The 23,828-nt window shown below is 68.9% G+C and carries 26 protein-coding genes; 23 read left to right on the top strand and 3 right to left on the bottom strand.

Translation table 11 applies throughout. The features are described from left to right. The first annotated feature begins 11 nt into the window (after positions 1-11). From hemL to ccsB, 7 genes are all read left to right on the top strand, one after another. A complete protein-coding gene (hemL, locus tag KLK06_RS38915) occupies positions 12-1,313 on the top strand; it encodes a glutamate-1-semialdehyde 2,1-aminomutase (protein WP_308168653.1) in 1,302 nt (433 codons plus the stop codon). 191 nt (positions 1,314-1,504) lie between these two features. After that, complete coding sequence (locus KLK06_RS38910) at positions 1,505-2,428, top strand: LysR family transcriptional regulator (RefSeq protein ID WP_214640657.1); 924 nt, start codon at positions 1,505-1,507, stop codon at positions 2,426-2,428. A gap of 108 nt (positions 2,429-2,536) precedes the next feature. Further along, positions 2,537-3,175 carry a histidine phosphatase family protein gene (locus tag KLK06_RS38905; protein ID WP_214640656.1) on the top strand — a complete coding sequence of 213 codons (639 nt, stop codon included), beginning with the start codon at positions 2,537-2,539 and terminating at the stop codon, positions 3,173-3,175. Positions 3,176-3,230: 55 nt separating this feature from the next. Further along, positions 3,231-3,797 (top strand): TlpA disulfide reductase family protein, encoded by a 567-nt coding sequence (locus KLK06_RS38900; protein WP_214640655.1) that lies wholly within the window; start codon positions 3,231-3,233, stop codon positions 3,795-3,797. Further along, a complete protein-coding gene (locus tag KLK06_RS38895) occupies positions 3,790-4,512 on the top strand; it encodes a cytochrome c biogenesis CcdA family protein (RefSeq protein WP_214640654.1) in 723 nt (240 codons plus the stop codon). Before KLK06_RS38900 ends, KLK06_RS38895 begins: the two co-directional genes overlap by 8 nt. Then, complete coding sequence (locus tag KLK06_RS38890) at positions 4,512-6,053, top strand: cytochrome c biogenesis protein ResB (protein ID WP_214640653.1); 1,542 nt, start codon at positions 4,512-4,514, stop codon at positions 6,051-6,053. The genes KLK06_RS38895 and KLK06_RS38890 overlap by 1 nt, the downstream gene beginning before the upstream one ends. Next, a complete protein-coding gene (gene ccsB, locus KLK06_RS38885) occupies positions 6,043-6,993 on the top strand; it encodes a c-type cytochrome biogenesis protein CcsB (RefSeq protein WP_214640652.1) in 951 nt (316 codons plus the stop codon). The genes KLK06_RS38890 and ccsB overlap by 11 nt, the downstream gene beginning before the upstream one ends. 1 nt (position 6,994) lies before the next feature. Here the strand turns inward: ccsB and KLK06_RS38880 are convergent, their stop codons facing one another. After that, positions 6,995-7,300: a PLDc N-terminal domain-containing protein gene (locus tag KLK06_RS38880; protein WP_214640651.1), complete on the bottom strand. Its 306-nt coding sequence runs from the start codon at positions 7,298-7,300 to the stop codon at positions 6,995-6,997. A 178-nt stretch (positions 7,301-7,478) separates the two neighbouring features. On the opposite strand from KLK06_RS38880, the gene KLK06_RS38875 reads away from it, so the two are divergent. Continuing rightward, positions 7,479-8,684, top strand: coding sequence for a hypothetical protein (locus KLK06_RS38875; protein ID WP_250906663.1), 1,206 nt, complete (start codon positions 7,479-7,481; stop codon positions 8,682-8,684). Positions 8,685-8,694: 10 nt separating this feature from the next. Further along, positions 8,695-8,937, top strand: coding sequence for a hypothetical protein (locus tag KLK06_RS38870; protein ID WP_214640650.1), 243 nt, complete (start codon positions 8,695-8,697; stop codon positions 8,935-8,937). 89 nt (positions 8,938-9,026) lie between these two features. Here the strand turns inward: KLK06_RS38870 and KLK06_RS38865 are convergent, their stop codons facing one another. Continuing rightward, positions 9,027-9,245 carry a BldC family transcriptional regulator gene (locus KLK06_RS38865; RefSeq protein WP_214640649.1) on the bottom strand — a complete coding sequence of 73 codons (219 nt, stop codon included), beginning with the start codon at positions 9,243-9,245 and terminating at the stop codon, positions 9,027-9,029. A 256-nt stretch (positions 9,246-9,501) separates the two neighbouring features. Here KLK06_RS38865 and KLK06_RS38860 point away from each other — a divergent pair, with 256 nt between their 5' ends. Further along, positions 9,502-9,720 (top strand): DUF4229 domain-containing protein, encoded by a 219-nt coding sequence (locus tag KLK06_RS38860; RefSeq protein WP_214640648.1) that lies wholly within the window; start codon positions 9,502-9,504, stop codon positions 9,718-9,720. Here the strand turns inward: KLK06_RS38860 and KLK06_RS38855 are convergent. Further along, positions 9,717-10,928, bottom strand: coding sequence for a hypothetical protein (locus tag KLK06_RS38855; RefSeq protein WP_214640647.1), 1,212 nt, complete (start codon positions 10,926-10,928; stop codon positions 9,717-9,719). The two genes, KLK06_RS38860 and KLK06_RS38855, sit on opposite strands and share 4 nt — an antisense overlap. Positions 10,929-11,005: 77 nt before the next feature. On the opposite strand from KLK06_RS38855, the gene KLK06_RS38850 reads away from it, so the two are divergent. The 13 genes from KLK06_RS38850 to nuoK all read left to right on the top strand — a co-directional run bounded on the left by KLK06_RS38850 (position 11,006) and on the right by nuoK (position 23,794). After that, positions 11,006-11,722 (top strand): demethylmenaquinone methyltransferase, encoded by a 717-nt coding sequence (locus KLK06_RS38850; protein WP_214640646.1) that lies wholly within the window; start codon positions 11,006-11,008, stop codon positions 11,720-11,722. A 495-nt stretch (positions 11,723-12,217) separates the two neighbouring features. Beyond that, entirely contained in the window at positions 12,218-13,453 is a 1,236-nt protein-coding gene (locus KLK06_RS38845) for a geranylgeranyl reductase family protein (RefSeq protein ID WP_214640706.1), read from the top strand. 76 nt (positions 13,454-13,529) lie between these two features. Then, positions 13,530-13,925 (top strand): NADH-quinone oxidoreductase subunit A, encoded by a 396-nt coding sequence (locus tag KLK06_RS38840; RefSeq protein WP_214640645.1) that lies wholly within the window; start codon positions 13,530-13,532, stop codon positions 13,923-13,925. A 2-nt stretch (positions 13,926-13,927) separates the two neighbouring features. Continuing rightward, a complete protein-coding gene (locus tag KLK06_RS38835) occupies positions 13,928-14,479 on the top strand; it encodes an NADH-quinone oxidoreductase subunit B family protein (RefSeq protein ID WP_214640644.1) in 552 nt (183 codons plus the stop codon). Then, positions 14,476-15,174, top strand: coding sequence for an NADH-quinone oxidoreductase subunit C (locus tag KLK06_RS38830; RefSeq protein ID WP_214640643.1), 699 nt, complete (start codon positions 14,476-14,478; stop codon positions 15,172-15,174). Before KLK06_RS38835 ends, KLK06_RS38830 begins: the two co-directional genes overlap by 4 nt. A gap of 40 nt (positions 15,175-15,214) precedes the next feature. Beyond that, on the top strand, positions 15,215-16,540 hold the full coding sequence (locus KLK06_RS38825) for an NADH-quinone oxidoreductase subunit D (protein ID WP_214640642.1): 1,326 nt from the start codon (positions 15,215-15,217) through the stop codon (positions 16,538-16,540). After that, positions 16,537-17,193 carry an NADH-quinone oxidoreductase subunit NuoE gene (gene nuoE / locus KLK06_RS38820; RefSeq protein WP_214640641.1) on the top strand — a complete coding sequence of 219 codons (657 nt, stop codon included), beginning with the start codon at positions 16,537-16,539 and terminating at the stop codon, positions 17,191-17,193. Before KLK06_RS38825 ends, nuoE begins: the two co-directional genes overlap by 4 nt. Continuing rightward, a complete protein-coding gene (gene nuoF, locus KLK06_RS38815) occupies positions 17,190-18,479 on the top strand; it encodes an NADH-quinone oxidoreductase subunit NuoF (protein ID WP_214640640.1) in 1,290 nt (429 codons plus the stop codon). The genes nuoE and nuoF overlap by 4 nt, the downstream gene beginning before the upstream one ends. Beyond that, entirely contained in the window at positions 18,476-20,863 is a 2,388-nt protein-coding gene (locus KLK06_RS38810) for an NADH-quinone oxidoreductase subunit G (RefSeq protein WP_214640639.1), read from the top strand. Before nuoF ends, KLK06_RS38810 begins: the two co-directional genes overlap by 4 nt. Then, positions 20,860-22,215 carry an NADH-quinone oxidoreductase subunit NuoH gene (gene nuoH, locus KLK06_RS38805; protein ID WP_214640638.1) on the top strand — a complete coding sequence of 452 codons (1,356 nt, stop codon included), beginning with the start codon at positions 20,860-20,862 and terminating at the stop codon, positions 22,213-22,215. The genes KLK06_RS38810 and nuoH overlap by 4 nt, the downstream gene beginning before the upstream one ends. Next, positions 22,202-22,717, top strand: coding sequence for an NADH-quinone oxidoreductase subunit NuoI (nuoI, locus tag KLK06_RS38800; RefSeq protein ID WP_214640637.1), 516 nt, complete (start codon positions 22,202-22,204; stop codon positions 22,715-22,717). The genes nuoH and nuoI overlap by 14 nt, the downstream gene beginning before the upstream one ends. Further along, positions 22,710-23,501 (top strand): NADH-quinone oxidoreductase subunit J, encoded by a 792-nt coding sequence (locus KLK06_RS38795; protein WP_214640636.1) that lies wholly within the window; start codon positions 22,710-22,712, stop codon positions 23,499-23,501. The genes nuoI and KLK06_RS38795 overlap by 8 nt, the downstream gene beginning before the upstream one ends. Beyond that, complete coding sequence (gene nuoK / locus KLK06_RS38790; protein ID WP_214640635.1) at positions 23,498-23,794, top strand: NADH-quinone oxidoreductase subunit NuoK; 297 nt, start codon at positions 23,498-23,500, stop codon at positions 23,792-23,794. Before KLK06_RS38795 ends, nuoK begins: the two co-directional genes overlap by 4 nt. The last annotated feature ends 34 nt before the right edge of the window (positions 23,795-23,828 follow it).

Below are 23,828 nucleotides of genomic sequence, written 5' to 3'. Positions count from 1 at the left end.
ACCTGGTTCGCGTGAGCCGTACACAGAACTCCGAGGACCTGTTCGCCCGCGCCCGCGCCATCATCCCGGGTGGCGTCAACTCCCCGGTCCGCGCGTTCGGCGCGGTCGGTGGCACGCCCCGTTTCATGGCCTCAGGGCAGGGCCCCTACCTCACTGACGTCGACGGCAACCGCTACGTCGACCTGGTCTGCTCGTGGGGCCCGATGATCCTGGGCCACCGCCATCCCGCCGTCATCGACGCCGTCTCGTCGGCGCTGTCCCACAGCCTCTCCTACGGCACCGCCACGCCGGGCGAGGTCGAGCTGGCCGAGGAGATCGTCGCCAGGGTGGCGCCCGTGGAGAAGGTGCGCCTGGTCAGCTCGGGCACCGAGGCGACGATGAGCGCGGTGCGGCTGGCCCGCGGGTTCACCGGGCGCTCCAAGGTGGTCAAGTTCGCCGGGTGCTACCACGGTCATGTCGACGCGCTGCTGGCCTCGGCGGGGTCGGGCGTGGTCACGTTCGGGCTGCCCGACACGCCGGGCGTGACGGGGGCGTCGGCGGCCGACACCATCGTGCTGCCGTACAACGACATCGGCGCGGTGGAGCAGGCGTTCGCGTCGGCCGAGAACGATGGGCGGATCGCCTGTGTCATCACCGAGGCCTGCCCGGCCAACATGGGTGTGGTGCCGCCGCTCGACGGCTTCAACGCCCGCCTGCGCGAGCTCTGCACGGCCAACGGCGCGCTGCTGATCATGGATGAGGTGCTGACCGGGTTCCGCGTCTCAGCCGCGGGCTGGTACGGCCTCGACCCGGTCGACGCCGACCTGATGACGTTCGGCAAGGTCATGGGCGGTGGGTTGCCGACGGCGGCCTTCGGCGGGCGGGCCGACGTGATGTCCTGCCTGGCACCGGAAGGACCGGTCTACCAGGCGGGCACGCTGTCGGGAAACCCGCTCGCCTGCGCCGCGGGTCTGGCCACGCTGCGCGCGCTCGACGCCGGCTCCTACGCCAGGGTGGACGCGGCAGCGCTGGCGGTCGGCCAGGCCGCCTCCGACGCGCTGACCGCGGCAGGCGTGCCGCACCGGCTGCAGCGGGCGGGGAGCCTGTTCTCGGTGTTCTTCACGGATGCGCCGGTGACGAACTTCGACGACGCTCGGGCCCAGAACACATCGGCCTTCACCGCCTTCTTCCACGCGATGCTGGATCGGGGGGTCTACCTGCCGCCCTCCGCGTACGAGGCCTGGTTCCTGTCGGCCTCTCACGACGACGAGTCACTCGACCGGGTCGCCGACGCGCTGCCGGCAGCCGCCAAGGCTGCCGCGGCGGTCCTCTAGCTGCTTACTTGGCGGCCGGCTTCTGGTAGCGGACGCGCAGGTCACGAGCCTGCTCGGCGAGGGTCTTGAGGTAGGAGATGCTGGTCTGCTGCTGCTTCTGCGCCTTGTTGTTTCTCATGCATATATTTTCTCCTGCTACAGAGTCAAGCACAAGCGAGACTTTCTACGCTAAACCCTTTAGACTGGCTTACATGTTGGACTTGAACCGCCTCAAGGCCCTTCACGCTGTGCACATCTACGGTTCGGTGGGCGCCGCGGCCGACGCGCTGATGGTCACGCCGTCGGCCGTGTCGCAGCAGATCGCCAAGCTGGAGCGTGAGACCGGCGCCCGGCTCATGGAGCGCAACGGGCGCGGCGTGCGGCTGACCGACGCGGCCGGGCTGCTCGCCGACCACGCCGAGCGGATCCTGGCGCTGGTGGAGACCGCGGAGGCGGACTTCGAGGCGCTGCGCGGCGAGGTCGTGGGGCGGCTGAACATGTCCTCGTTCCCGACGGCGACCCGCGGGCTGATGCCCGCCGCTCTGACCGCGCTCAAGCAGCGCCATCCCGACCTGCACATCCAGCTCGCCGAGCGCGAGCCGGAGCGCATCGTGCGCGACGTGGCCAGGGGCGAGCTCGACCTGGGCGTCATCCAGGACTGGCTGAACCGGCCGATGGCCCTGCCCGAGGGGCTGTCCAGGACGACGCTGCTCGACGACATCGCCGACGTCGTGCTCCCCGCGGACCATCCGCTGGCCGGCAGCAGGGAGATCGCGCTGTCCGCGCTGCCCGCCAACGAGCGGTGGATCAGCTCCTCGCCCGGCACCGTCTGCCACGACTGGCTCGTCTACACGCTGCGCAGCGCGCAACTGGAGCCCGAGATCTCCTGCATGGCCGACGAATACCCAACCCAGATGGCGCTGGTGGCCGCCGGTCTCGGCTGCGCGATCATCCCCCGGCTGGGGCGCGACTGCGTGCCCGACGGGGTGGCCGTGGTGCCGCTCAGGCCCCGGCAGTCACGCCGCATCTATGTGATCTGGCGGACCGACGCGGCCCGCCGCCCCGCGATCAGGGCCGCGGTCGAGGCACTCGCCGACGCCAGCCGTACCCAGGAGAACGCCTGGGCGCTCGCCTAGCCGTCAAGACCGTCAGAGCCGGTGACCAGCGGAAACCCGGGGAACGCGGGCTCCTGACGACCCGCCTTAGATCTCGGAGCGGGCGGAGCGGATAGGCTGTGCCACACCATGGCTGAAACCACCGTAGTTCACCTGATGCGCCACGGTGAGGTGCACAACCCCGAAGGCGTCCTGTACGGCCGGCTGCCCGGCTACCACCTGTCCGAGAATGGCCGGTTGATGGCCGAGACGGTCGCCAAGTCGGTGGCGGGCCGTGACATCGTCACCCTCTACAGCTCACCGCTCGAACGCGCCCAGGAGACCGTCGCCCCCCTGGCCGCGCTGCTGGAGCTGCCGGTACGCACCGACGACCGGCTGATCGAGGCCGCCAACATGCTCCAGGGCCGCAAGGTCGGCCAGGGCCTGGCGATCCTGCGCGACCCGAAGAACTACCGCTACTTCTGGAACCCGCTGCGCCCCTCCTGGGGCGAGCCGTACCCGGTGATCGTCAAGCGGATGCGCTCGATCATCGAGGAGGCCAGGGCCGAGGCACGCGGGCACGAGGCGCTCCTGGTCAGCCACCAGTTGCCGATCTGGTCGATCAGGATGGCGGCCGAGGGCCGCCGGCTCTGGCACGATCCACGGCGCAGGCAGTGCGGGCTGGCCAGCGTCACCACGCTCACCTTCGACGGCGACCGCCTGGTCAGTGTCGGCTACAGCGAGCCCGCCGGATCACTGGCGACGGGCCCCACGGTGCCGGGCGCCTGACCTCGCCGGTAGAGTTGCAAGCTCTACCGGTTGTAGTACAAGGAGATCTTCCTCCGTGCGCGCCAAGTCCACCACCCTCGTCCTGTTGGCCTTGCTGGTCGCGGGCTGCGCGGGCACCAACCAGTCGGGCCAGCCGCAGGCCGGCGACACCCGTTTCGTCGCGGGCGACGGGAAGATGCAGGTGTTCGGCGTGGCCGACCGCAAGGCCGCTCCCGCGATCGGCGGGGAGACCCTTGACGGCGCGACCGCGACGCTCGCCGCGCACAAGGGCAAGGTCGTGGTGCTCAACTTCTGGGCGTCGTGGTGCGGGCCGTGCCGGGCGGAGGCGCCGATGCTGAAGGAGGTCGCCGCCAAGACCAAGGGCGGCGTGGAGTTCCTCGGCGTCGACTTCAAGGACCGCAAGGCCGACGCGCAGGCGTTCGAACGCACCGAGCAGACCGGCTACCCGAGCATCTTCGACCAGCCCGGCAAGGTCGCGCTGGCCTTCCAGGGCACGGTGCCGCCCGCGGCCATCCCGTCCACGCTGATCATCGACGCGCAGGGCAAGATCGCCGCCAGGGCGCTTGGCGCGGTCAAGTACACCGACCTGATGAACGCGGTGACCAAGGTGCGCGATGAATGACGTCGTCGCCTCGGGCTCGCTGCTCCTGGCCGTGCCCATCGCGGTGCTGGCCGGTTTGGTCTCCTTCCTGTCGCCGTGTGTGCTGCCGCTCGTCCCGGGCTACCTGTCGTACGTGACGGGCATGAGCGAGGACCCCAAGCGGGGGCGGCTGGTGCTCGGCACGGTGCTGTTCGTGGCCGGGTTCGGGCTGGTGTTCGTGCTCAGCGGCGCCCTGTTCGGCGGGCTCGGCTCGGTCATGCTGGGCAACGCGGAGAAGATCACGCGGGTGCTCGGCGTGCTGACGATCCTGCTCGGCCTGGCCTTCCTGGGCGTGCTGCCCGGCCTGATGCGCGATGTGCGCATCCACAAGCTGCCCGCGGCGGGGCTGGCCGGGGCGCCGCTGCTGGGCGTGGTGTTCGGGCTGGGCTGGACGCCCTGCATCGGGCCCACGCTGGCCGTCGTGCTCGCGCTCGGGCTGAACGAGGGCAGCGCCGCGCGCGGCGCGCTGCTCGCCGTGGCGTACGCGCTGGGGCTCGGGCTGCCCTTCGTGGCCGCCGCCCTCGCCTACAGCAAGGCGCTGCGTACCTTCCGCGCCATCCGCAAGCACTCGCGGCTGATCACCAGGATCGGCGGCGGCATGATGGTGGCCGTCGGCATCCTGCTGGTGACCGGCCTCTGGGGTGAGATGATCGCCACCATGCAGGGTCTGATCGGCGCTTTCCGGCCGGTGATCTGATGACCGTCGACGAGCTCGAAAAGGAGCAGCAGCGACCCGCCGGCATGGGGCCCGTGGGCTGGCTGCGGTGGACCTGGCGCACGCTCACCGCGATGAAGACGGCGCTGATCCTGCTCTTCCTGTTCGCGCTGGCGTCCGTGCCCGGCTCGCTGGTGCCGCAGCGCAGCGTCGAGCCCGACAAAGTGGCCCAGCTCTTCCAGAACAACCCCACGCTCGCCGAGTGGTACGACCGCTTCCAGCTCTTCGACGTCTTCACCTCGGCCTGGTTCGCCGCGATCTACCTGCTGCTGTTCACCTCGCTGATCGGCTGCGTCCTGCCGCGCACCGCCACCTACGTGCGCGAGCTGCGCCGCCGCCCACCCGCCGCGCCGCGCAACCTGTCGCGCCTGCCGTACTTCTCGCGGCTGGACGACCCGCTGACCGTCGAGGAGGCCGCCCGCCGGCTGCGCCGGCTCCGCTTCCGCGTCGACGTCGGCGACGGCTGGGTGGCCGCGGAGAAGGGCTACCTGCGCGAGACGGGCAACCTGCTCTTCCACGTCTCCCTGCTCGGGCTGCTCGTCGCGGTCGGGTTCGGTTCCCTGTACGGCTACCGCGGCAACGTGCTGGTGGCCGAGGGCGACGGCTTCGCCAACACGGTCGCCGCCTACGACCGGTTCATCCCGGGCACGCAGGTGTCGGCGGAGTCGCTGGAGCCGTTCTCGTTCACGCTCAAGGACTTCCAGGCGAGCTACCAGGTCGAAGGCGACAAGAGGGGGCAGGAGCTCGACTACTCCGCCTTCCTGAGCGTCAACGACTCGCCCGGGTCACCCGCGCGCGACTACACGCTCAAGGTCAACGAGCCGCTGGAGATCAACGGCACCCAGACCTACCTCATCGGCCACGGCTACGCGCCTGTCTTCAAGGTCACCGACGGCAAGGGGCAGGTGGCCTTCGAAGGGCCCGTGCCGTGCCTGATCGAGGACAAGCCCTCGCTCACCTCGGGCTGCGTGGTCAAGGTGCCCGACGCCCAGCCGTCGCAGCTCGGCTTCCTGCTGCGCTTCCTGCCCACGAGCGACGGCGCCGGGGCCTCGCTCTTCCCCGGCGCGCTCAACCCCCAGGTCCAGCTCCTCGGGGCCTTCTCCGGCGACCTGGGCGTACGCTCCGGCCGGCCGCAGTCCGTCTACGAGCTCGCGCCGCCAGAGGTGATGCGGAAGCTCACGCCGCTGGTCATGGGCACCGGCCACGCGCCCCTCGCGGTCGGGGGATCCCTTGAGCTGCCCAAGGGCGCGGGGAAGCTGGAGTTCACCGGGGCGAAGGAGTGGATCACACTCCAGATCACCTACGACCCGGGGCGGCTGCCCGCCCTGATCGCCGCGGCCGCTGCCGTCGCCGGCATCGTGTGCTCGCTGACGATCCGCCGCCGCCGGGTGTGGGTGCGGGTCAAGGACGGCGTGGCCGAAGTAGGCGGCCTGACCCGTACCGAAGGGTCCGCGGCGGGCTTCACCGAGGAGTTCGCCGACATCGTCAAGGTCCTATCAGCCGGAGGCAAGGATGCCCGCTGAACAGCAACTGGCCGGGGTGAGCGACCTCTTCGTCGTCGCCGCCGTCCTGCTCTACCTGGCCGCCATGATCGGGTTCGCGCTGGAGCTGGCCTTCGGGCGCTCCAGCGCCGAAGCGCCCGCCGTCCGCGCCAGGCAGCCCGTGGGAGTCGGCTCGTCGGGCGGCCCCGTGGACGCCGCCGCGGAGCCCGGTGGCGGGCCGGTGGCCGTCGAGCCGCCGCACTGGGCGCCCAAGGCCGGGTGGCTGGCCATGGCGTTCGGCTGGCTCGGCTGGACCGCGAACCTGTTCGCCATCGTCACCCGCGGCCTGGCCGTGGACAGGTGGCCGTGGGGCAACATGTACGAGTTCGTGGTGGCCATCTGCTTCGCCGCGGTCACCGCCTTCCTCGGCACCCAGCTCCGGCAGAACGTCCGCTTCCTCGGCGCCTTCGTCATGGTGACGGCCGCGCTGGGCCTCGGCTTCGCGGTCAAGGTCCTCTACACGGCGGCGGGCCCGGTCGTGCCGGCGCTCAACTCGTACTGGGTCGCCATCCACGTGACGGCGGCGATCCTGGCGAGCGGCCTGTTCGTCCTGGGCGGGGTCTCGGGCATCCTCTACCTGATTCGCGGCGACGGGCCGTCACGGCTGCCGTCGCGAGCCGACCTGGAGCGGGTGGCCCACCGCGCGATCGTCTTCGCCTTTCCGGTATGGACCTTCGCCGTCATCGCCGGCGCCCTCTGGGCCGACCGGGCATGGGGCCGCTACTGGGGCTGGGACCCCAAGGAGGTCTGGGCCTTCATCACGTGGGTGGCCTACGCGGCCTACCTCCACGCCCGGGTCACCGCGGGATGGCGCGGCCGCGCGGCGACGATCGTGCAACTGGTGGCGTTCGGCTGCCTGCTGTTCAACCTGGTGGGCGTCAACATGTTCATCTCCGGCCTGCACAGCTACTCGGGGCTGTGAGCTAACCGTCCTCGCCGCGCATGCGGCGGTCGAGGTCACGCAGGAACTCAGGGTCGTCGTCCGGGCCCTTGGGGGCCGACCGCCGGCGGGTGCCCGGTTGCGGGGGCACCGGCCAGGCCTCACGGTCGTGCTGGGGACGGCCACGGAGCATCCAGACGGCCCCGCCCACCAGGGGCACCACCGCGACGACGAGCACCCAGAGCGGCTTTGGTACGTTCCTGACCTCTTCCTCCGGCGTGGTGATGACGTCGAACAACGAGTAGAGCCAGAAGGCCAACAGGGCCAGGCCGATAACGACACCTACCATGTCCGAACTGTAAGCCATTCGCGTCGTGATCGTGTTTTTCCGTTGTCCCATTTCGGATGACTCCAGAGAGACCTACGTCGTACGGTGGACACGATTCAGCGGCGTCCGCCCGCTGGGACCGCCGATCCCGGCGGCCGGGTGCCTCGCGCGCGGGCGCTCCACGGCGTTGAGGGGTGCGATGGCCTTTTCTAACGACAAGGGCCGCCATCGGCGGGGTCGTTGGTGGCGGCGCGGCTCATATCTCTTCTCCCGTCGCGGTGAGGCGCCCCCCGACGCGGACCGATCCTTCTGGACGAACGACCGGCATGCGTTCCCCGGCAGGCTCAGGGGGACCGGACGGCCGGACAGCGGGCGGGACCGGGCACGTGAGGACGGCTCCGGGCGGCGGGTGTGGCCATGGCGGGCCGGTGCCAAAGACACGGCCAACGGCCATCCGGTGTCCGAACGGTACGGGCGCCTGGGCCGCGGGTGGCCGGGACGAGAGCCCGCCGGGCGGGACTCCATCGGGAGTGAGGGGAGTTTCGCGCTGTTCGGCTGGGTGGGCCGCGAGCGGCGAGACGAGTCCGACAGGTGGTCCTGGGGCGGGCGCGATCGACGCCGGCGGCAGGAGGGCGGGGAGTTCCAGCAGTGGGACGCCGCCGAAGCCGGGGAGCCGCGGCGATGGGAGGCGGGGGAGCGGTTGTCGGCGGCCGTGGTCGACCGCCCGCAGTACACCTGGCAGGACTTCGAGCTCGACGACGTGGCGCCCAGAGCGCAGCCCAACCACCCCGACGCGCCCTCGTTCGGCGACGGCCTGCGGCACTGCGGCAAGCTGGAGACCATCCTGCACCGCCAGTGGGACGCCCGGGAGGGCCCGCCGTCGCGGGAGGTCATACGGGCCGTGGAGAGCCTGGCCAGGCTGCCCGACCTGCTGAAGCAGAAGCTCGCCGACGGCCTCGAAGGCATCTATGTCGGCCCGGGCGGCGTGCCGGACCTGGACGACATGGGCTACCTGCGCGGCGCCCCGCTGCCGTCCGGCCGGGCCTCGTGGGACATCTGCGCCGGAGCCTACGGCGACGGGAAGATCGTGGTGGGCGATCGCCCCTCACCCACGCCCGACGTGATGATGCACGAGGTCGGGCACGCCATCGACGACGTCGACTCGGCTCACGGGGATTGGGTGTCCGACTCCCGGGAGTTCGCGACGCTGTACGAGGAGATCACGCCGCTCCTGGTCTCCGCCTTCCATCGCCAGGGGGGCGGGCTGGGGCGCAAGGAGTTCTTCGCCGACGCGTTCGCCGCGATCGCCTCGCGCCAGCGACCGGCACTCGTCGACATGCTGGGCGGCGACACCCGCACCGCGCTCAACGTCATGCTGTTCTTCAACCGGCGCTACGGAATCTAGGTGATCAGCCATGTACGTCATCCGGCTCGCTGACGGGACCCTGCGCGTGCCGCAGAGCCTGACCAGCGAAGACGGGCGTCTGATCGGCAACGCGTACGTGGAACTCGAACCCGGCGATCCCGACTACGACACGTGGCTACCGGAGTCCCTGACGGAGGAGGAGGCGGCAGAACGCCGGGGGCGCTGGCTGACGGACAACGACGAGCTGGAGCGGGAGTTCCTGGCCTTCAAGGCGGAACAGGAAGACGCCTGAGGCCGACCCCGTGCGCAGACGCCGAGTCGGCGTTCCTTGGGCAGGGGGAGACGGCGATCCTGCGTGCAGGACCACCGTCTGATGGAACGTCAAAAACGCGGGGACTCGGCCGACCTGTCGGCCGTTAGAACGTCCTCGCCTCGAAGAAGGGCGTGCACTTCCGACTCGCGGAACCGCCGATGCCCTCCGGGGGTGCGGATACTACTGATGCGGCCTGCCGCGGCCCAGCGTGTAACCGTCTTTGGGTCTACCCGGAAGAGGGCGGCAACCTCTCCTGGGGTCAGCAGACGCTCGCTGCTACTCTCCACCAATCTCTCCCCCTCGCATCCCGCTTCCTGCCAGCGGGCGGACAGGTAACCAGTGTGTCGAGCGAAGCCTGATTTATCCGTGGTTTTCGACAAAGATCACGGGTTGTTATCAGCTGACTGCCCGATTGTTATATGATAGAGCCTCTTTGGGGCTCTCGTGGGTGTTTCTTTACGAAACACCCTAACTGGGAACACTAGCAGTGCCCGCGCCCGATGCGAAGAGCGACCGTCCACACAGGGCGAGTAACCTCGATCTGTGCATCCCGTTCTCGTTTACACCGCGTCGCGGATCGGTCTGTTTGTCGTGACGCTAGGTGTCCTGCGCCTGCTTGGCCTGCAAAACCCACTGGCACTGATCATCGTGACTTTCTTGATCAGTGGGATAGCCAGCTACGTCTTGCTGTCGAAGCAGCGTGACGCTCTTAGCACACGCATCAGCGACAAGATCGACCGACCCAAGCCACAGAGCGACTAGGGCAGGGGGAACATGCCAATCCGGGCATGGTACTCCCGTCCGAGTCGAGTTGTGTCACTACCAACGAGTAGTCCACCGCTGTGCGCCAGAAATGCCTTGACCCCGATCCCGCGCTCCCTGCCGGGATTCCAAGTCAGCGCCATTCCGGTGCGCGGATGAATGGCGCCGATGCCCTCGCGGGGCACGGCTCCCGGCCCGGCTGAGTCGTGGCCCAGTGGATTGTTCAGCCACCGCTGGTGGCCGCCGACGTAGATCGCCGCACCGGTCACCGCCACCGCGTAGAGCGAGTCGCCGCCGGTCTTGTTGACCCAGGTGGGTGTGATTCGTTCGCCGCTGCCGTACGTCTCGAATCTGGCCGTGCTGTCGCACAACCGCTTCCCGCCTATCGGGCCGCCCGTGGTGACGACGGCGAAATAGCTGCCGTCGGGCGCGAAATCCAGGCCGCGCACGTAGGAGGGGAAGGCCTCCATGCACTTGGGGACGTAGGCCTCGGTCCGCCAGTCGGCCACCTTGGCCCCTCCGCCGCGTACGTCGATCAGCCCGAGCTGCGGTCTCGACAGCCCGTCGAGCGTGGTGAAGGTGCCGTCGACCGCGAGCCGTTCGGCGGTCACGGCGAGCGCGTAGACCTTCACCTTGGGCGTCAACGGTGTCCCCGGCGTGATCGTGAACTTCGGGTCGGCCGCGCCGGTCGACGCGTCGAGCCTGGCCAGGGCCGTGCGCGGCCGGGTGAAGTCGCCGCCCGCGTAGAGCTGCGAGCCGCGCCTGGCCAGCGTGGTCACCGTCCCGCCGGAGACGCCGGGCGTGAAGTCGCGTACGACCGATCCGTCGTACAGGTTGAGCCTGGCCAGCGCCGTGGCCTGCGTCCCGTTGACCGAGGGGAAGTCGCCGCCGGCGTAGACCGTGCCGCCGTCGCCGGGGGCCAGGCTGTAGACGGTCCCGCCGACCTGCGGCGCGAAGTAGCGCAGGATGTGTCCCGTGGCGAGGCTGTAGGCGAAGACGTTGTCGCGGGTGTAGGTGTGGGTCCGTGACGCGTCGGCGACCTCGCTGAACGAGCCGCCCACGACGACGGTGCCGCCGACCAGGGTGATGGAGTTGACGATCCCGTCGAGCACGTGCGGGGTGGTGTCGACCGGGTCGGCCGACACGACGCGCGGGTGCGCGACGGGGGCCGTGGCGATGATCGCCGCGAGGGCGACACGTACAAGCATTCGCCAATTTCTAGCAGACGGTGAGTAATCATGCGGCTACTTTCCGTCGATTGTCGTGATGGTCATAGGCTTGGGCCATGACGCGTGCTCAGCTGGACAAGCAGCCGGATGAGGTCGCCGCGATGTTCGATCGCACGGCCCGGCGCTACGACCTGGTCAATGATGTGATCTCCCTGGGGCAGGTGCGCTTCTGGCGCAAGGCGGTGGCCGCCGCCGTCGACGCCGGGCCCGGCGAGATCGTGCTCGACCTGGGGGCCGGCACCGGCACGTCCACCGACGCGTTCACCACGCTCGGCGCCCGCGCGATCGCCTCGGACTTCTCCCTCGGCATGCTGCGCACGGGGGTGCGCCGGCACGGTGGCAACGCGCTGAGCGGCGCGGGGGTCCCGTTCATCGCGGGTGACGCGCTGCGGCTGCCGTTCGCCGACGACGCCTTCGACGCGGTGACGATCTCGGTGGCGCTGCGCAACGTGCACGACACCCCGCAGGCGCTGCGGGAGATGCTGCGCGTGACGAGGCCGGGCGGCCGGCTGGTGATCCTGGAGTTCTCACACGTGAGGGTCGGCGCCTTCGACCTGGTCTACCGCGAATATCTGATGAAGCTACTGCCGAGGGTGGCCACGGTCTTCGGATCGAACGACGACTCCTATGCCTATCTGGCCGAGTCGATCAGGGACTGGCCCGATCAGCCGACGCTCGCGCGCACCATTCAGGAGGCCGGCTGGGAGCGGGTGGCATGGCGCAACCTCACCATGGGCATCGTCGCGGTGCACCGGGGGTTCAAGCCCGCTTGAGTCGCCATTAATGCTTCTCGGCCCGGCCCTGCGGATATCACCGCCGGGAGAGATAGCGTTTATCGCGAGAATTAGCCGTTGTTCGGGCTTCACCTCGGCGACGCGGCTTCGGGTGGGGATGGTTCCCGGGAATTCATGGGCGTGCTGGTGTAGCGTTCTGCTTACGGAGCGTGACCGGATTCGCTGTCGCCGTTGTAACGGGCGTCACATTCCGCACGATAGGCTCCGATATATCCGTGACAAGAAGGAGTCTGCCCGGTGCACGTCCGCGAGTTCGAGGTCTGATCTCCCCGTGGCGACCACCCAGGGCCCTTCGTCTCCGACGGAGGGTTTTCGTTCGTGCGAAGACCGCCCCCCGGCTGACACTTTGTCCAGGAAAAGCGTTAGACTGCGGGCCGACAAGTTTGTGAAGGGGTTCACAAGAGAACGAAGGCGCCACACCCCGAGGCCTTCGAGCGTGTAGGACAGGACAGTCCAGTGACCGTGCCAGCAGCCATGCAGGCTGACGCCGACGTCATCGTCGTCGGCGCCGGTCCCGCCGGTTCCGCAACCGCCTTTTACCTCGCTCTCGCCGGGTTCGACGTGCTGCTCCTGGAGAAGACGAAGTTCCCCCGCGAGAAGGTCTGCGGCGACGGGCTGACCCCCAGAGCGGTCAAGCAACTGCTCAACATGGGTGTCGACATCGACGCGCCCGGCTGGATCAGGAACAAGGGCCTGCGGGTGGTGGGTGGCGGGCACCGCTTCGAGCTCGACTGGCCGAAGCTGGAGCGCTTCCCCGACTTCGGCCTCGTGCGCACCCGCCAGGACTTCGACCAGATCCTCGCCGCCAACGCCGTCAAGGCGGGGGTGCGGCTGATGGAGGGTGTGAACGTCACCGGGCCCGTGCTTGACGACCGCAGCGGTCATGTGGTCGGGGTGACGACCAAGGACGGGGTGACCTACCGCGGCCGTCTGGTGGTGGCCGCCGACGGCAACAGCACCCGGCTGGCCCTGGGCATGGGGCTGCACAAACGCGAGGACCGCCCGATGGGCGTGGCCGTACGGACCTATTTCGAGAGCCCGCGCCACGACGACGACTACCTGGAGACGTGGCTGGAGCTGTGGGACGGCGACACGCTGCTGCCCGGCTACGGCTGGGTGTTCGGCGTCGGCGACGGCACCGCGAACGTGGGGCTGGGCCTGCTCAACACCAGCGACCAGTTCAAGAGCATCGACTACCGCGATCTGCTCAAGCGGTGGTGCAAGGCGATGCCCGCCGAGTGGGGCTTCACCGAGGAGAACATGACGGGCCCGATCCGCGGCGCCGCGCTCCCGATGGCCTTCAACCGCCAGCCCCACTACACCCGCGGTCTCGTGCTCGTCGGCGATTCCGGCGGGGCGATCAACCCGTTCAACGGCGAGGGCATCGCGTACGCCATGGAGACCGGCGAGATCGCCGCCGAGACCATCGTCAAGGCTCTGCGCGGAACGACCCCCGCGCAGCAGGAACGGATCCTGCGCACCTATCCTCAAGTGTTGAAGGACGCCTACGGCGGATATTTCACGCTTGGCAGGATGTTCGTCCAGGCGATCGGGAAGCCGGGGGTGATGAGCTTCGGGACGCGGCACGGGTTGCCACACCCGAGGCTGATGCGCTTCGCGCTCAAACTCCTTGGTAATCTCACCGACCGGCGAGGCGATGCGTCGGACAAGATCATAAACGCACTCTCGAAGGTCGCGCCACCAGCATGAACCTCAGACTCACCCGGCAAAGTCATAGATCAGGCTGCGCGCCCGCGCGCGTGGCGACTCCAGAGGAGGCGTAGCGATGGACCTTTACGTGCCCATCCTGGTGCTCGCCGTTCTCGCGGGGGGCTTCGCGATCTTCTCGGTCGCCATCGCTCCCTTCACCGGTCCCAAGCGCTGGAACCGCGCCAAGCTTGACGCATACGAATGCGGCATCGAGCCGACGCCCCAGCCGGTCGGTGGCGGACGGTTCCCGCTCAAATACATGATCACCGCGATGCTCTTCATCGTGTTCGACATCGAGATCATTTTCCTTTACCCCTGGGCAGTCTCCTTCGCGCCGCTGAAGAACGACGCGGGCAGCGTGCTCTCCTCGGGCCTCGGGGTGTTCGCGCTTGTCGAGATGCTGCTGTTCATCGTCACCGTGCTCGTGGCCTACGCGTACGTGTGGCGCCGCAAGGGTCTGGACTGGGACTAGAAATGGGACTTGAAGAGAAACTCCCCAGCGGGTTCATCCTCAGCACGGTCGAACAGGCCGCGGGCTGGGCGCGCAAGAACTCCGTATGGCCGGCCACGTTCGGCCTCGCCTGTTGCGCCATCGAGCTGATGGCCACCGGTGGCCCCCACTACGACCTGGCGCGCTTCGGCATGGAGCGCGCTTCGGCGTCTCCTCGCCAGGCCGACCTGATGATCGTCGCCGGACGCGTGTCACAGAAGATGGCTCCCGTCCTGCGGCAGATCTACGACCAGATGGCCGAGCCCAAGTGGGTCATCTCGATGGGCGTGTGCGCCTCGAGCGGCGGCATGTTCAACAACTACGCCATCGTGCAGGGCGTGGACCACATCGTCCCGGTCGACATCTACCTGCCCGGCTGTCCGCCGCGGCCGGAGATGCTGATCGACGCGATCGTGAAGCTGCACGACAAGATCCAGAACACGAAGTTCGGCGCCCACCGCGCCAAGCAGATCGACGAGCTCGAACTGCAGGCGCTGCGTACGCTGCCGCTGATCGACCAGGGGGCCGCGAAGTGACCTCGCCCGACAACCTGCCCGAGGTCCCGACCAACGCCGAGGTCCCCGAGGTTCCGGCGGTTCCCGAGCCGCCCGTCGCCCGGCGCGGCATGTTCGGCACGACCGACACGGGTGACACCTCCGGTTACGGCGGCCTCGTCGTACGGCGGGCACCCCAGCTCGCCACGCCCCGCCCGTACGGCGGCTACTTCGACGAGCTGGTCGACACGCTGGCCATGGACGACGCCATCGACCGGGTGGTCGTCGACCGGGGCGAGCTGACCCTGCACGTGAAGCGGGAGCGGCTCGTCGAGGTGTGCCAGAAGCTCCGCGACGAACCCGCCCTGCGCTTCGAGCTCTCGCTCGGCGTCTCCGGTGTGCACTACCCGCACCTGAAGGGCGAGGAGCTGCACGCGGTCATCCACCTCTGCTCGATCACCCACAACCGGCGCGTCCGCGTCGAGGCGAGCGCCCCCGACGAGGACCCGCACATCCCCTCGACCGTCGGCGTCTACCCGGGCCACGACTGGCACGAGCGCGAGACGTGGGACTTCTTCGGGATCATCTTCGACGGCCACCCCGGCCTGACCCGCATCATGATGCCGGACGACTGGGACGGCCACCCGCAGCGCAAGGACTACCCGCTCGGCGGCATCCCGGTCGAATACCGCGGCGCCACGATCCCCGCGCCCGACCAGAGGAGGTCGTACGCGTGAGCATCGAGCTGAGCGTTGAGCGACGAAGTGAGGTTCACTCGTGAGCACCGGATATGACGAGGCGACCGAGGGCAAGGTCTACTCGGTCACCGGCGCGGACTGGGACGAGGTCGTCAGCGGGGTCCGCGACTCCGAGGACGAGCGGCTGGTCATCAACATGGGCCCGCAGCACCCGTCCACGCACGGCGTGCTGCGGCTGGTGCTGACCCTCGACGGTGAGACGGTCACCGAGGCGCGCAGCGTCATCGGCTACCTGCACACCGGCATCGAGAAGAACCTGGAGTTCCGGACCTGGACCCAGGGCACCACGTTCGTCACGCGCATGGACTACCTCTCGCCGATCTTCAACGAGACCGCCTACTGCCTGGGCGTCGAGAAGCTGCTCGGCATCGAGGACCGGATCCCCGATCGGGCCCAGGCCATCCGCGTGATGATGATGGAGCTCAACCGGATCTCCTCGCACCTGGTGGCGATGGGCACGTTCGGCATGGAGCTGGGCGCGACCACGCCGTTCCTGTTCGGCTACCGCGACCGCGAGCTGATCATGGACCTGTTCGAGTACATCACCGGGCTGCGCATGAACCACGCCTACGTCCGCCCCGGCGGCGTGAGCGTGGACCTGCCCGCGGGTGCGGTCGACAAGATCGGCGAGTTCCTCAAGATCATGCCACAGCGGATCAAGGACATCCGCAAGCTGCTCGACGAGAACCCCGTCTACCTGCGCCGTACCAAGGACGTGGGCTACCTCGACCTGACCGGCTGCATGGCCCTGGGCATCACCGGGCCGATCCTGCGCTCCGCGGGCCTGCCGTGGGACCTGCGCAAGTCGCAGCCCTACTGCGGTTACGAGACCTACGAGTTCGAGGTGGCGACCGAGCGCGGCTGCGACGTGTTCTCCCGCTACCTGGTCCGGATGCGGGAGATGGAGGAGTCGCTCAAGATCGTCGAGCAGGCTCTCGACCGCATCGCCGGGCCGCTCAAGGGCGACCCCGTGATGATCGAGGACAAGAAGATCGGCTGGCCCGCGCAGCTCGCGCTGGGCCCGGACGGCTTCGGCAACTCGCCCGACCACATCGCGCACATCATGGGCAGCTCCATGGAGGCCCTCATTCACCACTTCAAGCTGGTGACCGAGGGATTCCGGGTGCCGGCCGGACAGGCGTACGCGTCGATCGAGTCGCCCAAGGGCGAGCTCGGCGCGCACGTGGTGAGCGACGGCGGCACCCGCCCTTACCGCGTTCACTTCCGCGAGCCGTCCTTCTGCAACCTGCAGGGCTTCCCCGCGATGGCGGAGGGCGGCCAGGTCGCCGACGTCATCGCCGCGGTGGCATCTATCGACCCCGTCATGGGAGGTGTGGACCGGTGACTTATTCACCGGAGGTCCGAGAGCGTCTCGAACGAGACGCCAAGGAGATCATCGGGCGCTACCCGAAGACGCGGTCGGCGCTGCTGCCGCTGCTCCACCTGGTGCAGTCCGAAGACGGTCACGTCTCCGACAACGGCCAGGAGTTCTGCGCGGAGATGCTGGGCCTCAGCAAGGCCGAGGTCGTCGGAGTCTCGACGTTCTACACCATGTACAAGCGCAAGCCCGCCGGCGACTACCACGTCGGCGTCTGCATCAACGCGCTGTGCGCCGTCATGGGCGGCGACCAGATCTGGGAAGAGCTGTCGGAGCACGTCGGCATCGGCCACGAGGAGACGACCGGCGACGGCAAGGTCTCGCTCGAACGCCTCGAGTGCAACGCGGCCTGCGACTTCGCCCCGGTCATGATGGTCAACTGGGAGTTCTTCGACAACCAGACGCCCGAGACGGCCAAGCAGCTCGTCGACGACCTGCGTGACGGCAAGGACGTACGGCCGACCAGGGGGCCGAAGAAGCTCTGTACCTTCAAGGAGGCCTCGCGAGTGCTCGCGGGCCTGCCCGACGACCTGGCGGGCGACGGCCCGTCGGCGGCGGGCCCCTCGCTGGAGGGCCTCAAGGTCGCCAAGGCCAACGGATGGAAGGCCCCAGAGGCATGAGCACGACTCTCACCCCGGTCCTGACCGCGAACTGGGACCAGGCCAACTCCTTCACCCTCGCCGGTTACGGCGAGTATGAGGCGGCCAAGAAGGCGCTGGGGATGGACCCCGACGCGGTCATCCAGGCCGTCAAGGACTCGGGACTGCGCGGCCGCGGCGGCGCGGGCTTCCCGACCGGCATGAAGTGGGGCTTCATCCCGCAGGGTGACGGCAAGCCGCACTACCTCGTCGTCAACGCCGACGAGTCGGAGCCGGGCACCTGCAAGGACATCCCGCTGATGATGGCCAACCCGCACTCGCTGGTCGAGGGCGTCATCATCACCGCGTACGCGATCCGGGCCAACCACGCCTTCATCTACGTGCGGGGCGAGGTGCTGCACGTGATCCGCCGGCTGCACGCGGCCGTGCGCGAGGCGTACGAGAAGGGCTACCTCGGCACCGACATCCTCGGCTCCGGCTACGACCTCGAACTCGTCGTGCACAGCGGCGCGGGGGCGTACATCTGCGGCGAGGAGACGGCACTGCTCGACTCGCTCGAAGGCTTCAGAGGTCAACCGCGGCTCAAGCCCCCGTTCCCGGCCGTGGCGGGCCTTTATGCCTCGCCTACTGTTGTGAACAACGTGGAGTCTGTGGCCAGTGTTCCCTCAATCGTGACCAACGGGGCCGACTGGTTCGCCGGGATGGGCACCGAGAAGTCCAAGGGCTTCGGCATCTTCTCGCTGAGCGGCCACGTGACCAGGCCCGGCCAGTACGAGGCACCGCTCGGCATCACGCTGCGCGAGCTGCTCGACATGGCGGGCGGGATCCGCGAGGGGCACGAGATCAAGTTCTGGACCCCGGGCGGTTCGTCCACGCCGATCTTCACCAATGAGCACCTGGACGTGCCGCTGGACTTCGAGTCCGTCGGCGCCAAGGGCTCCATGCTCGGCACCCGGGCGCTGCAGATCTTCGACGAGACGACCTGCGTGGTCCGTACGGTGCTGCGCTGGACGGAGTTCTACGCCCACGAGTCGTGCGGCAAGTGCACGCCGTGCCGCGAGGGCACCTACTGGCTCAAGCAGGTGCTCAAGCGCCTGGAGAAGGGCCAGGGCACCGAGGAGGACCTGTCCACGATCACCGACATCGCGGACAACATCCTGGGCCGCTCGTTCTGCGCGCTCGGTGACGGCGCGACGAGCCCGATCCACTCCTCGGTGAAGTACTTCCGCGACGAGTACCTCAAGCACTTCGAGGTCGGCGGCTGCCCGTTCGACGCGAAGAAGTCCACTCTCTGGGGTGACCAGTGACCACAACCGCCGTAGAGACCAACCTGGTGACCCTCACCATCGACGGGTTCCAGGTCAGCGTCCCGAAGGGCACCCTGATCATCAGGGCGGCCGAACTCCTGGGCATCCAGATCCCGCGCTTCTGCGACCACCCGCTGCTCGACCCGGCGGCCAACTGCCGCCAGTGCCTGGTCGACATCCCCGACGCCGGCAACGGCCGCGGCTTCCCCAAGCCGCAGCCGTCCTGCGCGATCGACGTCGCCGAGGGCATGGTGGTGCAGACCCAGCTCACCTCGCCGGTCGCCGAGAAGGCGCAGCGCGGGGCCATGGAGCTGCTGCTCATGAACCACCCGCTCGACTGCCCGGTCTGCGACAAGGGCGGCGAGTGCCCCCTGCAGAACCAGGCGATGTCCAACGGACAGGGCGAGTCCAGGTTCCAGGAGCAGAAGCGGACCTTCCCCAAGCCGCTGCCGCTGTCCACCCAGGTGCTGCTCGACCGCGAGCGCTGCGTCCAGTGCGCGCGCTGCATCCGCTTCTCCGACCAGATCGCCGGCGACCCGTTCATCGACTTCTTCGAGCGCGGGGCCAAGGAGCAGGTGGGCGTCGCCGACGGCAAGCCGTTCGACTCCTACTTCTCCGGCAACACGGTGCAGATCTGCCCGGTCGGCGCGCTGACCGGCGCCGCCTACCGGTTCCGGGCCAGGCCGTTCGACCTGGTCTCCACGCCGAGCGCGTGCGAGCACTGCGCGTCCGGCTGCAGCCTGCGCACCGACCACCGGCGCGGCCGGGTCACCCGCCGCCTGGCGGGCAACGACCCGCAGGTCAACGAGGAGTGGAACTGCGACAAGGGCCGCTGGGCGTTCTCCTACGCCACGGAGCCCGATCGCCTGAAGCTGCCGCTGGTCCGCAACGAGGAGGGCGTGCTCGAGCCCACCTCGTGGCCGGAGGCGCTCGCCGTCGCGGCCCAGGGCCTGGCCGCCGCGCGCGGCAAGGCCGGTGTGCTGGTCGGCGGCCGGGTGACGGTCGAGGACGCCTACGCGTACGCCAAGTTCGCCCGGCTCGCCCTCGGCAGCAACGACATCGACTTCCGCGCCAGGCCGCACTCCGCCGAGGAGACGCAGTTCCTGGCGCACGCGGTGGCCGGCAAGGGCATCGAGGTCTCCTACAGTGACCTCGAGAACGCCCCTGCCGTGCTGCTCGTCGGGTTCGAGCCCGAGGACGAGTCGCCGATCGTCTTCCTGCGCCTGCGCAAGGCGTGGATGAAGCGAGGGCTCAAGGTCACCTCGATCGCCCCGTTCGCCACCAACGGCCTGGCCAAGATGGGCGGCACGCTCATCCGCACCGCGCCGGGCGCGGAGGCCGACGCGATCGGCGACCTGGTCGGCTCGCTCGCCGAGGGCACGATCGTGCTCGCCGGCGAGCGGCTCGCCGCGGTCCCCGGCGCGCTGTCCGCACTGGTACGGCTCAGCGCCGCCTCGGGCGCCAAGCTCGCCTGGATCCCGCGCAGGGCCGGCGAGCGGGGCGCGGTCGAGGCCGGTGCGCTGCCCAACCTGCTGCCCATCGGCCGCCCGGTCGGCGACGAGAGCGCCAGGGCGGAGATCGCCAGGGCGTGGAACGTGGGCGCACTGCCCGACGCGCCAGGACGTGACACCACGGGCATGCTGCTCGCGGCCCTGGAGGGGGAGCTGGACGCGCTGGTCGTGGCCGGTGTCGACCCCTACGACCTGGCCGACCCGGGCGCCGCGCTGGCCGCGCTGGAGAACACCCCGTTCATCGTCAGCCTGGAGATCCGCGCCAGCGCGGTCACCGACCGGGCCGACGTGGTCCTGCCGGTCGCCGCGGTGCAGGAGAAGGGCGGCACGTTCGTCAACTGGGAGGGCAGGGGCCGCTCGTTCGAGGCCCCGCTCCGGGTGCCCGGCCTGCAGAGCGACCTGGCCGTGATCGGCAGCCTGGCCGACCGGATGGACGTCCACCTGGGCCTGCCCGACGCCGCGGCCGCCCGGCGCGAGCTGAGCGCGATCGGCGCCTGGCGCGGCACCCGCGTCGCCGCACCCAACACCGCCACCCGCTCGCAGCCCGCGCCGCGGACGGGCGAGGCGGTGCTGGCGACCTGGCACCTGCTGCTCGACGAAGGCCGCCTGCAGGACGGCGAGCCGTACCTCGCGGGCACCGCCCATGCCGCGGAAGCGCTGGTCTCGGAGGGCACGGCGGCGGAGATCGGCGTCGTCGACGGCGACAAGCTGGTCGTCGGCGGCCAAGGACCCAACGCTGTCACGCTGCCGGTACGCGTCGCCGACCTTCCGGACCGGGTGGTCTGGGTGCCGGCGAACTCCGGCGGCTGCTCGGTCACGCGCGATCTCGGCGCGTCGACCGGCGACATCGTCACGATCGGGAGCGCCTCATGATCCCTGTTCTCGCGACTGATCCGACCCTTGCCGACTTCGGCAAGGATCCGCTCTGGATCACGATCATCAAAGCCGTGATGCTGTTCGCCTTCCTGATGCTCTGCATCCTGTTCGGCGTCTGGTTCGAACGGAAGCTGATCTCCAGGATGCAGAACCGCATCGGCCCCAACCGGGCCGGCAAGTTCGGCCTGCTCCAGTCGGTGGCCGACGGCATCAAGATGGGCCTGAAGGAAGACCTCTTCCCGCGGACCGTCGACAAGGTGCTCTACCTGATGGCCCCGGTCATCATGGTGATCCCGGCCTTCCTGGCCTTCTCGATCACCCCGTTCGGGCCGATGGTCAACCTGTTCGGCGTGCGGACGCCGTTGCAGTTGGTCGACCTGCCGGTGGCCGTGCTGTTCATGCTGGCCATGGGCGCGATCTCGGTCTACGGCGTGGTGCTGGCCGGCTGGTCGTCGCGCTCGCCGTACGCGCTGCTGGGCGGGCTGAGGTCGGCGGCGCAGGTGGTCTCGTACGAGATCGCGATGGGTCTGTCGTTCGTCGGCGTGTTCCTGTTCGCGGGGACGCTGTCGACGTCGGAGATCGTCAAGTCGCAGGCGTCCGGCGGCGAGCTGTGGGGCATGTCGATGCCCTCCTGGTACGTCGTCCTGCTGCTGCCGTCGTTCCTGATCTACGTGTTCTGCGCTTTCGGTGAGGCCGCCCGTATCCCGTTCGACCTGCCCGAGGGCGAGGGCGAGCTGGTCGGCGGCTTCCAGACCGAGTACTCCTCGTCGCTGAAGTTCGCGCTGATCATGATGGGCGAATACCTGCACACGTTCGTCGCCTCGGCGATGGCCATCACGCTGTTCCTCGGCGGGTGGCGGGCGCCGTTCCCGATCACGTTCTTCTGGGCCGGGGCGAACGAGGGCTGGTGGCCGCTGCTCTGGTTCTTCGTCAAGTTCGTGCTGGTCTTCTGCTTCGTGGTGTGGGTGCGGGCCTCGCTGCCGCGCGTCCGCTACGACCAGCTCATGTCGCTGGGGTGGAAGGTCCTCATCCCGGTCAACCTGGCGTGGATCATGCTGGTCGCCACGATCCGGACCGTCATGTACGTCAAGAACGGCGAAGCCGGCTTCCAGGGCAGCCTGGCACCCGTCATGGTGGTCGCGGTGATCGTCATCGTCGGTGCGCTCGGCATCTGGGCCCGGTTCGACACCGTGAACCAGCGCCGCAAGGAAGCTAGGAAGGCGGAGGTCGAGGCGGAGTTCGAGGAGCTGTCCGACGAGCCAACGGCCGGTGGCTTCCCTGTGCCGCCGCTCGACCTGCCGCACTACCACGGGGTGCAGCACAAGGAGATTCCCAGTGGGACTAACTGATTGGCTGAACCCCGTCAAAGGCTTCGGGGTCACCTTCCACACCATGTTCAAGAAGCCTGTCACGGTCAACTACCCGGAGGAGAAGAGGCCTACAGCGCCTCGCTTCCACGGGCGGCACCAGCTCAACCGCTGGCCCGACGGGCTGGAGAAGTGCGTCGGCTGCGAGCTGTGCGCGTGGGCGTGCCCGGCCGACGCCATCTACGTGGAAGGCGCCGACAACACCGACGCGGAGCGCTTCTCGCCGGGTGAACGTTACGGCCGCACCTACCAGATCAACTATCTGCGGTGCATTCTCTGCGGCCTGTGCATCGAGGCGTGCCCGACCCGGGCCCTCACGATGACCAACGAGTACGAGCTGGCCGACACCAACCGCGAGAGCCTCATCTTCACCAAGGAGATGCTGCTCGCGCCTCTGACCCAGGGGATGGAGCAGCCTCCGCATCCCATGCGGCTCGGGGAGACCGAAGAGGACTACTACCGGCTGGGACGGACCAATGGGTGAGACCATTACGTTCTGGGTGCTCGCCGTCGTATCCGTCGGCGCGGCGCTCGGCATGGTGTTCAACCGGAAGGCCGTCTACTCGGCGCTGATGCTCGGCACCGTGATGCTCTGCCTCGCGGTCCTGTACGCCGTGCAGGACGCGCCCTTCCTGGCCGCGGTGCAGATCATCGTCTACACCGGCGCCGTCATGATGCTCTTCCTGTTCGTGCTCATGCTGGTCGGCGTCGACTCGTCCGACTCGCTCGTGGAGACGCTGAAGGGCCAGCGCGTCTGGGCCGCGCTCGCCGCCGTCGGGTTCGCCGCGCTGGTCATCCTGGCCATCGGCAACGCGGTCTTCGCCAAGGAGGCGGGGCTGGCCTCGGCCATCGGGCAGGCCGGCTACATCCGCGCGCTGGCGCTGCTGCTGTTCACGAAGTACGTCTTCGCCTTCGAGATCACCTCGGCGCTGCTGATCACCGCCGCGCTCGGCGCGATGGTGCTGGCACACCGCGAGCGCCTGACCGTACGGCCGACGCAGAAGGACCTGGCCCGCGCCCGGTTCCTCGGCGGCCGCCCGTCGCCGCTGCCCGGACCCGGCACCTACGCCAGGAACAACGCCATCGACATGCCGGCGCTGCTGCCCGACGGCTCGGTCGCGGAGGGCTCGGTCAACCGCTACATCGCGCGGTACGACGTCGAGCAGGGTCATCTCCCTGAGGACCCGAAGCTCGCCGAGGCCATCAAGCACAGGGCCGCCGTCGAGTCGGCTGAGTCGGCTGAGTCGGTTGAGGAGGAGTCCAAGTGACCACCCATTACCTCGTCCTGTCGGGCCTGCTGTTCGCCATCGGCGCGATGGGCGTGCTCATCCGGCGCAACGCGATCGTGGTGTTCATGTGCGTCGAGCTCATGCTCAACGCGTGCAACCTCGCTTTCGTCGCCTTCGCCCGGCAGAACGGCAACCTCGAGGGCCAGATCATCGCGTTCTTCGTGATGGTGGTGGCCGCGGCCGAGGTTGTGGTCGGCCTGGCCATCATTGTGACGATCTTCCGAACCCGCAGGTCCGCGTCGGTAGACGACGCCAACCTGCTGAAGTACTAAGAGGTGACTGGTGGAATCTCCTGCTGAGATCGTC

The organism is Nonomuraea sp. NEAU-A123, assembly GCF_018603905.1.
GTDB lineage: Bacteria > Actinomycetota > Actinomycetes > Streptosporangiales > Streptosporangiaceae > Nonomuraea.
The sequence above is the reverse complement of the archived record's forward strand: the minus strand, read 5'-3'. Positions and strand labels throughout refer to the sequence as shown.

Excerpts from the sequence above, each read along its gene's own strand:
- KLK06_RS38910 (WP_214640657.1), top strand. The coding sequence starts at position 1,505 with ATGTTGGACTTGAACCGCCTCAAGGCCCTTCACGCTGTGCACATCTAC.
- KLK06_RS38905 (WP_214640656.1), top strand. The coding sequence starts at position 2,537 with ATGGCTGAAACCACCGTAGTTCACCTGATGCGCCACGGTGAGGTGCAC.
- KLK06_RS38895 (WP_214640654.1), top strand. The coding sequence starts at position 3,790 with ATGAATGACGTCGTCGCCTCGGGCTCGCTGCTCCTGGCCGTGCCCATC.
- KLK06_RS38890 (WP_214640653.1), top strand. The coding sequence starts at position 4,512 with ATGACCGTCGACGAGCTCGAAAAGGAGCAGCAGCGACCCGCCGGCATG.
- ccsB (WP_214640652.1), top strand. The coding sequence starts at position 6,043 with ATGCCCGCTGAACAGCAACTGGCCGGGGTGAGCGACCTCTTCGTCGTC.
- KLK06_RS38880 (WP_214640651.1), bottom strand. The coding sequence starts at position 7,300 with ATGGTAGGTGTCGTTATCGGCCTGGCCCTGTTGGCCTTCTGGCTCTAC.
- KLK06_RS38875 (WP_250906663.1), top strand. The coding sequence starts at position 7,479 with ATGGCCTTTTCTAACGACAAGGGCCGCCATCGGCGGGGTCGTTGGTGG.
- KLK06_RS38870 (WP_214640650.1), top strand. The coding sequence starts at position 8,695 with ATGTACGTCATCCGGCTCGCTGACGGGACCCTGCGCGTGCCGCAGAGC.
- KLK06_RS38855 (WP_214640647.1), bottom strand. The coding sequence starts at position 10,928 with ATGCTTGTACGTGTCGCCCTCGCGGCGATCATCGCCACGGCCCCCGTC.
- KLK06_RS38850 (WP_214640646.1), top strand. The coding sequence starts at position 11,006 with ATGACGCGTGCTCAGCTGGACAAGCAGCCGGATGAGGTCGCCGCGATG.
- KLK06_RS38845 (WP_214640706.1), top strand. The coding sequence starts at position 12,218 with ATGCAGGCTGACGCCGACGTCATCGTCGTCGGCGCCGGTCCCGCCGGT.
- KLK06_RS38840 (WP_214640645.1), top strand. The coding sequence starts at position 13,530 with ATGGACCTTTACGTGCCCATCCTGGTGCTCGCCGTTCTCGCGGGGGGC.
- KLK06_RS38835 (WP_214640644.1), top strand. The coding sequence starts at position 13,928 with ATGGGACTTGAAGAGAAACTCCCCAGCGGGTTCATCCTCAGCACGGTC.
- nuoF (WP_214640640.1), top strand. The coding sequence starts at position 17,190 with ATGAGCACGACTCTCACCCCGGTCCTGACCGCGAACTGGGACCAGGCC.
- nuoH (WP_214640638.1), top strand. The coding sequence starts at position 20,860 with ATGATCCCTGTTCTCGCGACTGATCCGACCCTTGCCGACTTCGGCAAG.
- KLK06_RS38795 (WP_214640636.1), top strand. The coding sequence starts at position 22,710 with ATGGGTGAGACCATTACGTTCTGGGTGCTCGCCGTCGTATCCGTCGGC.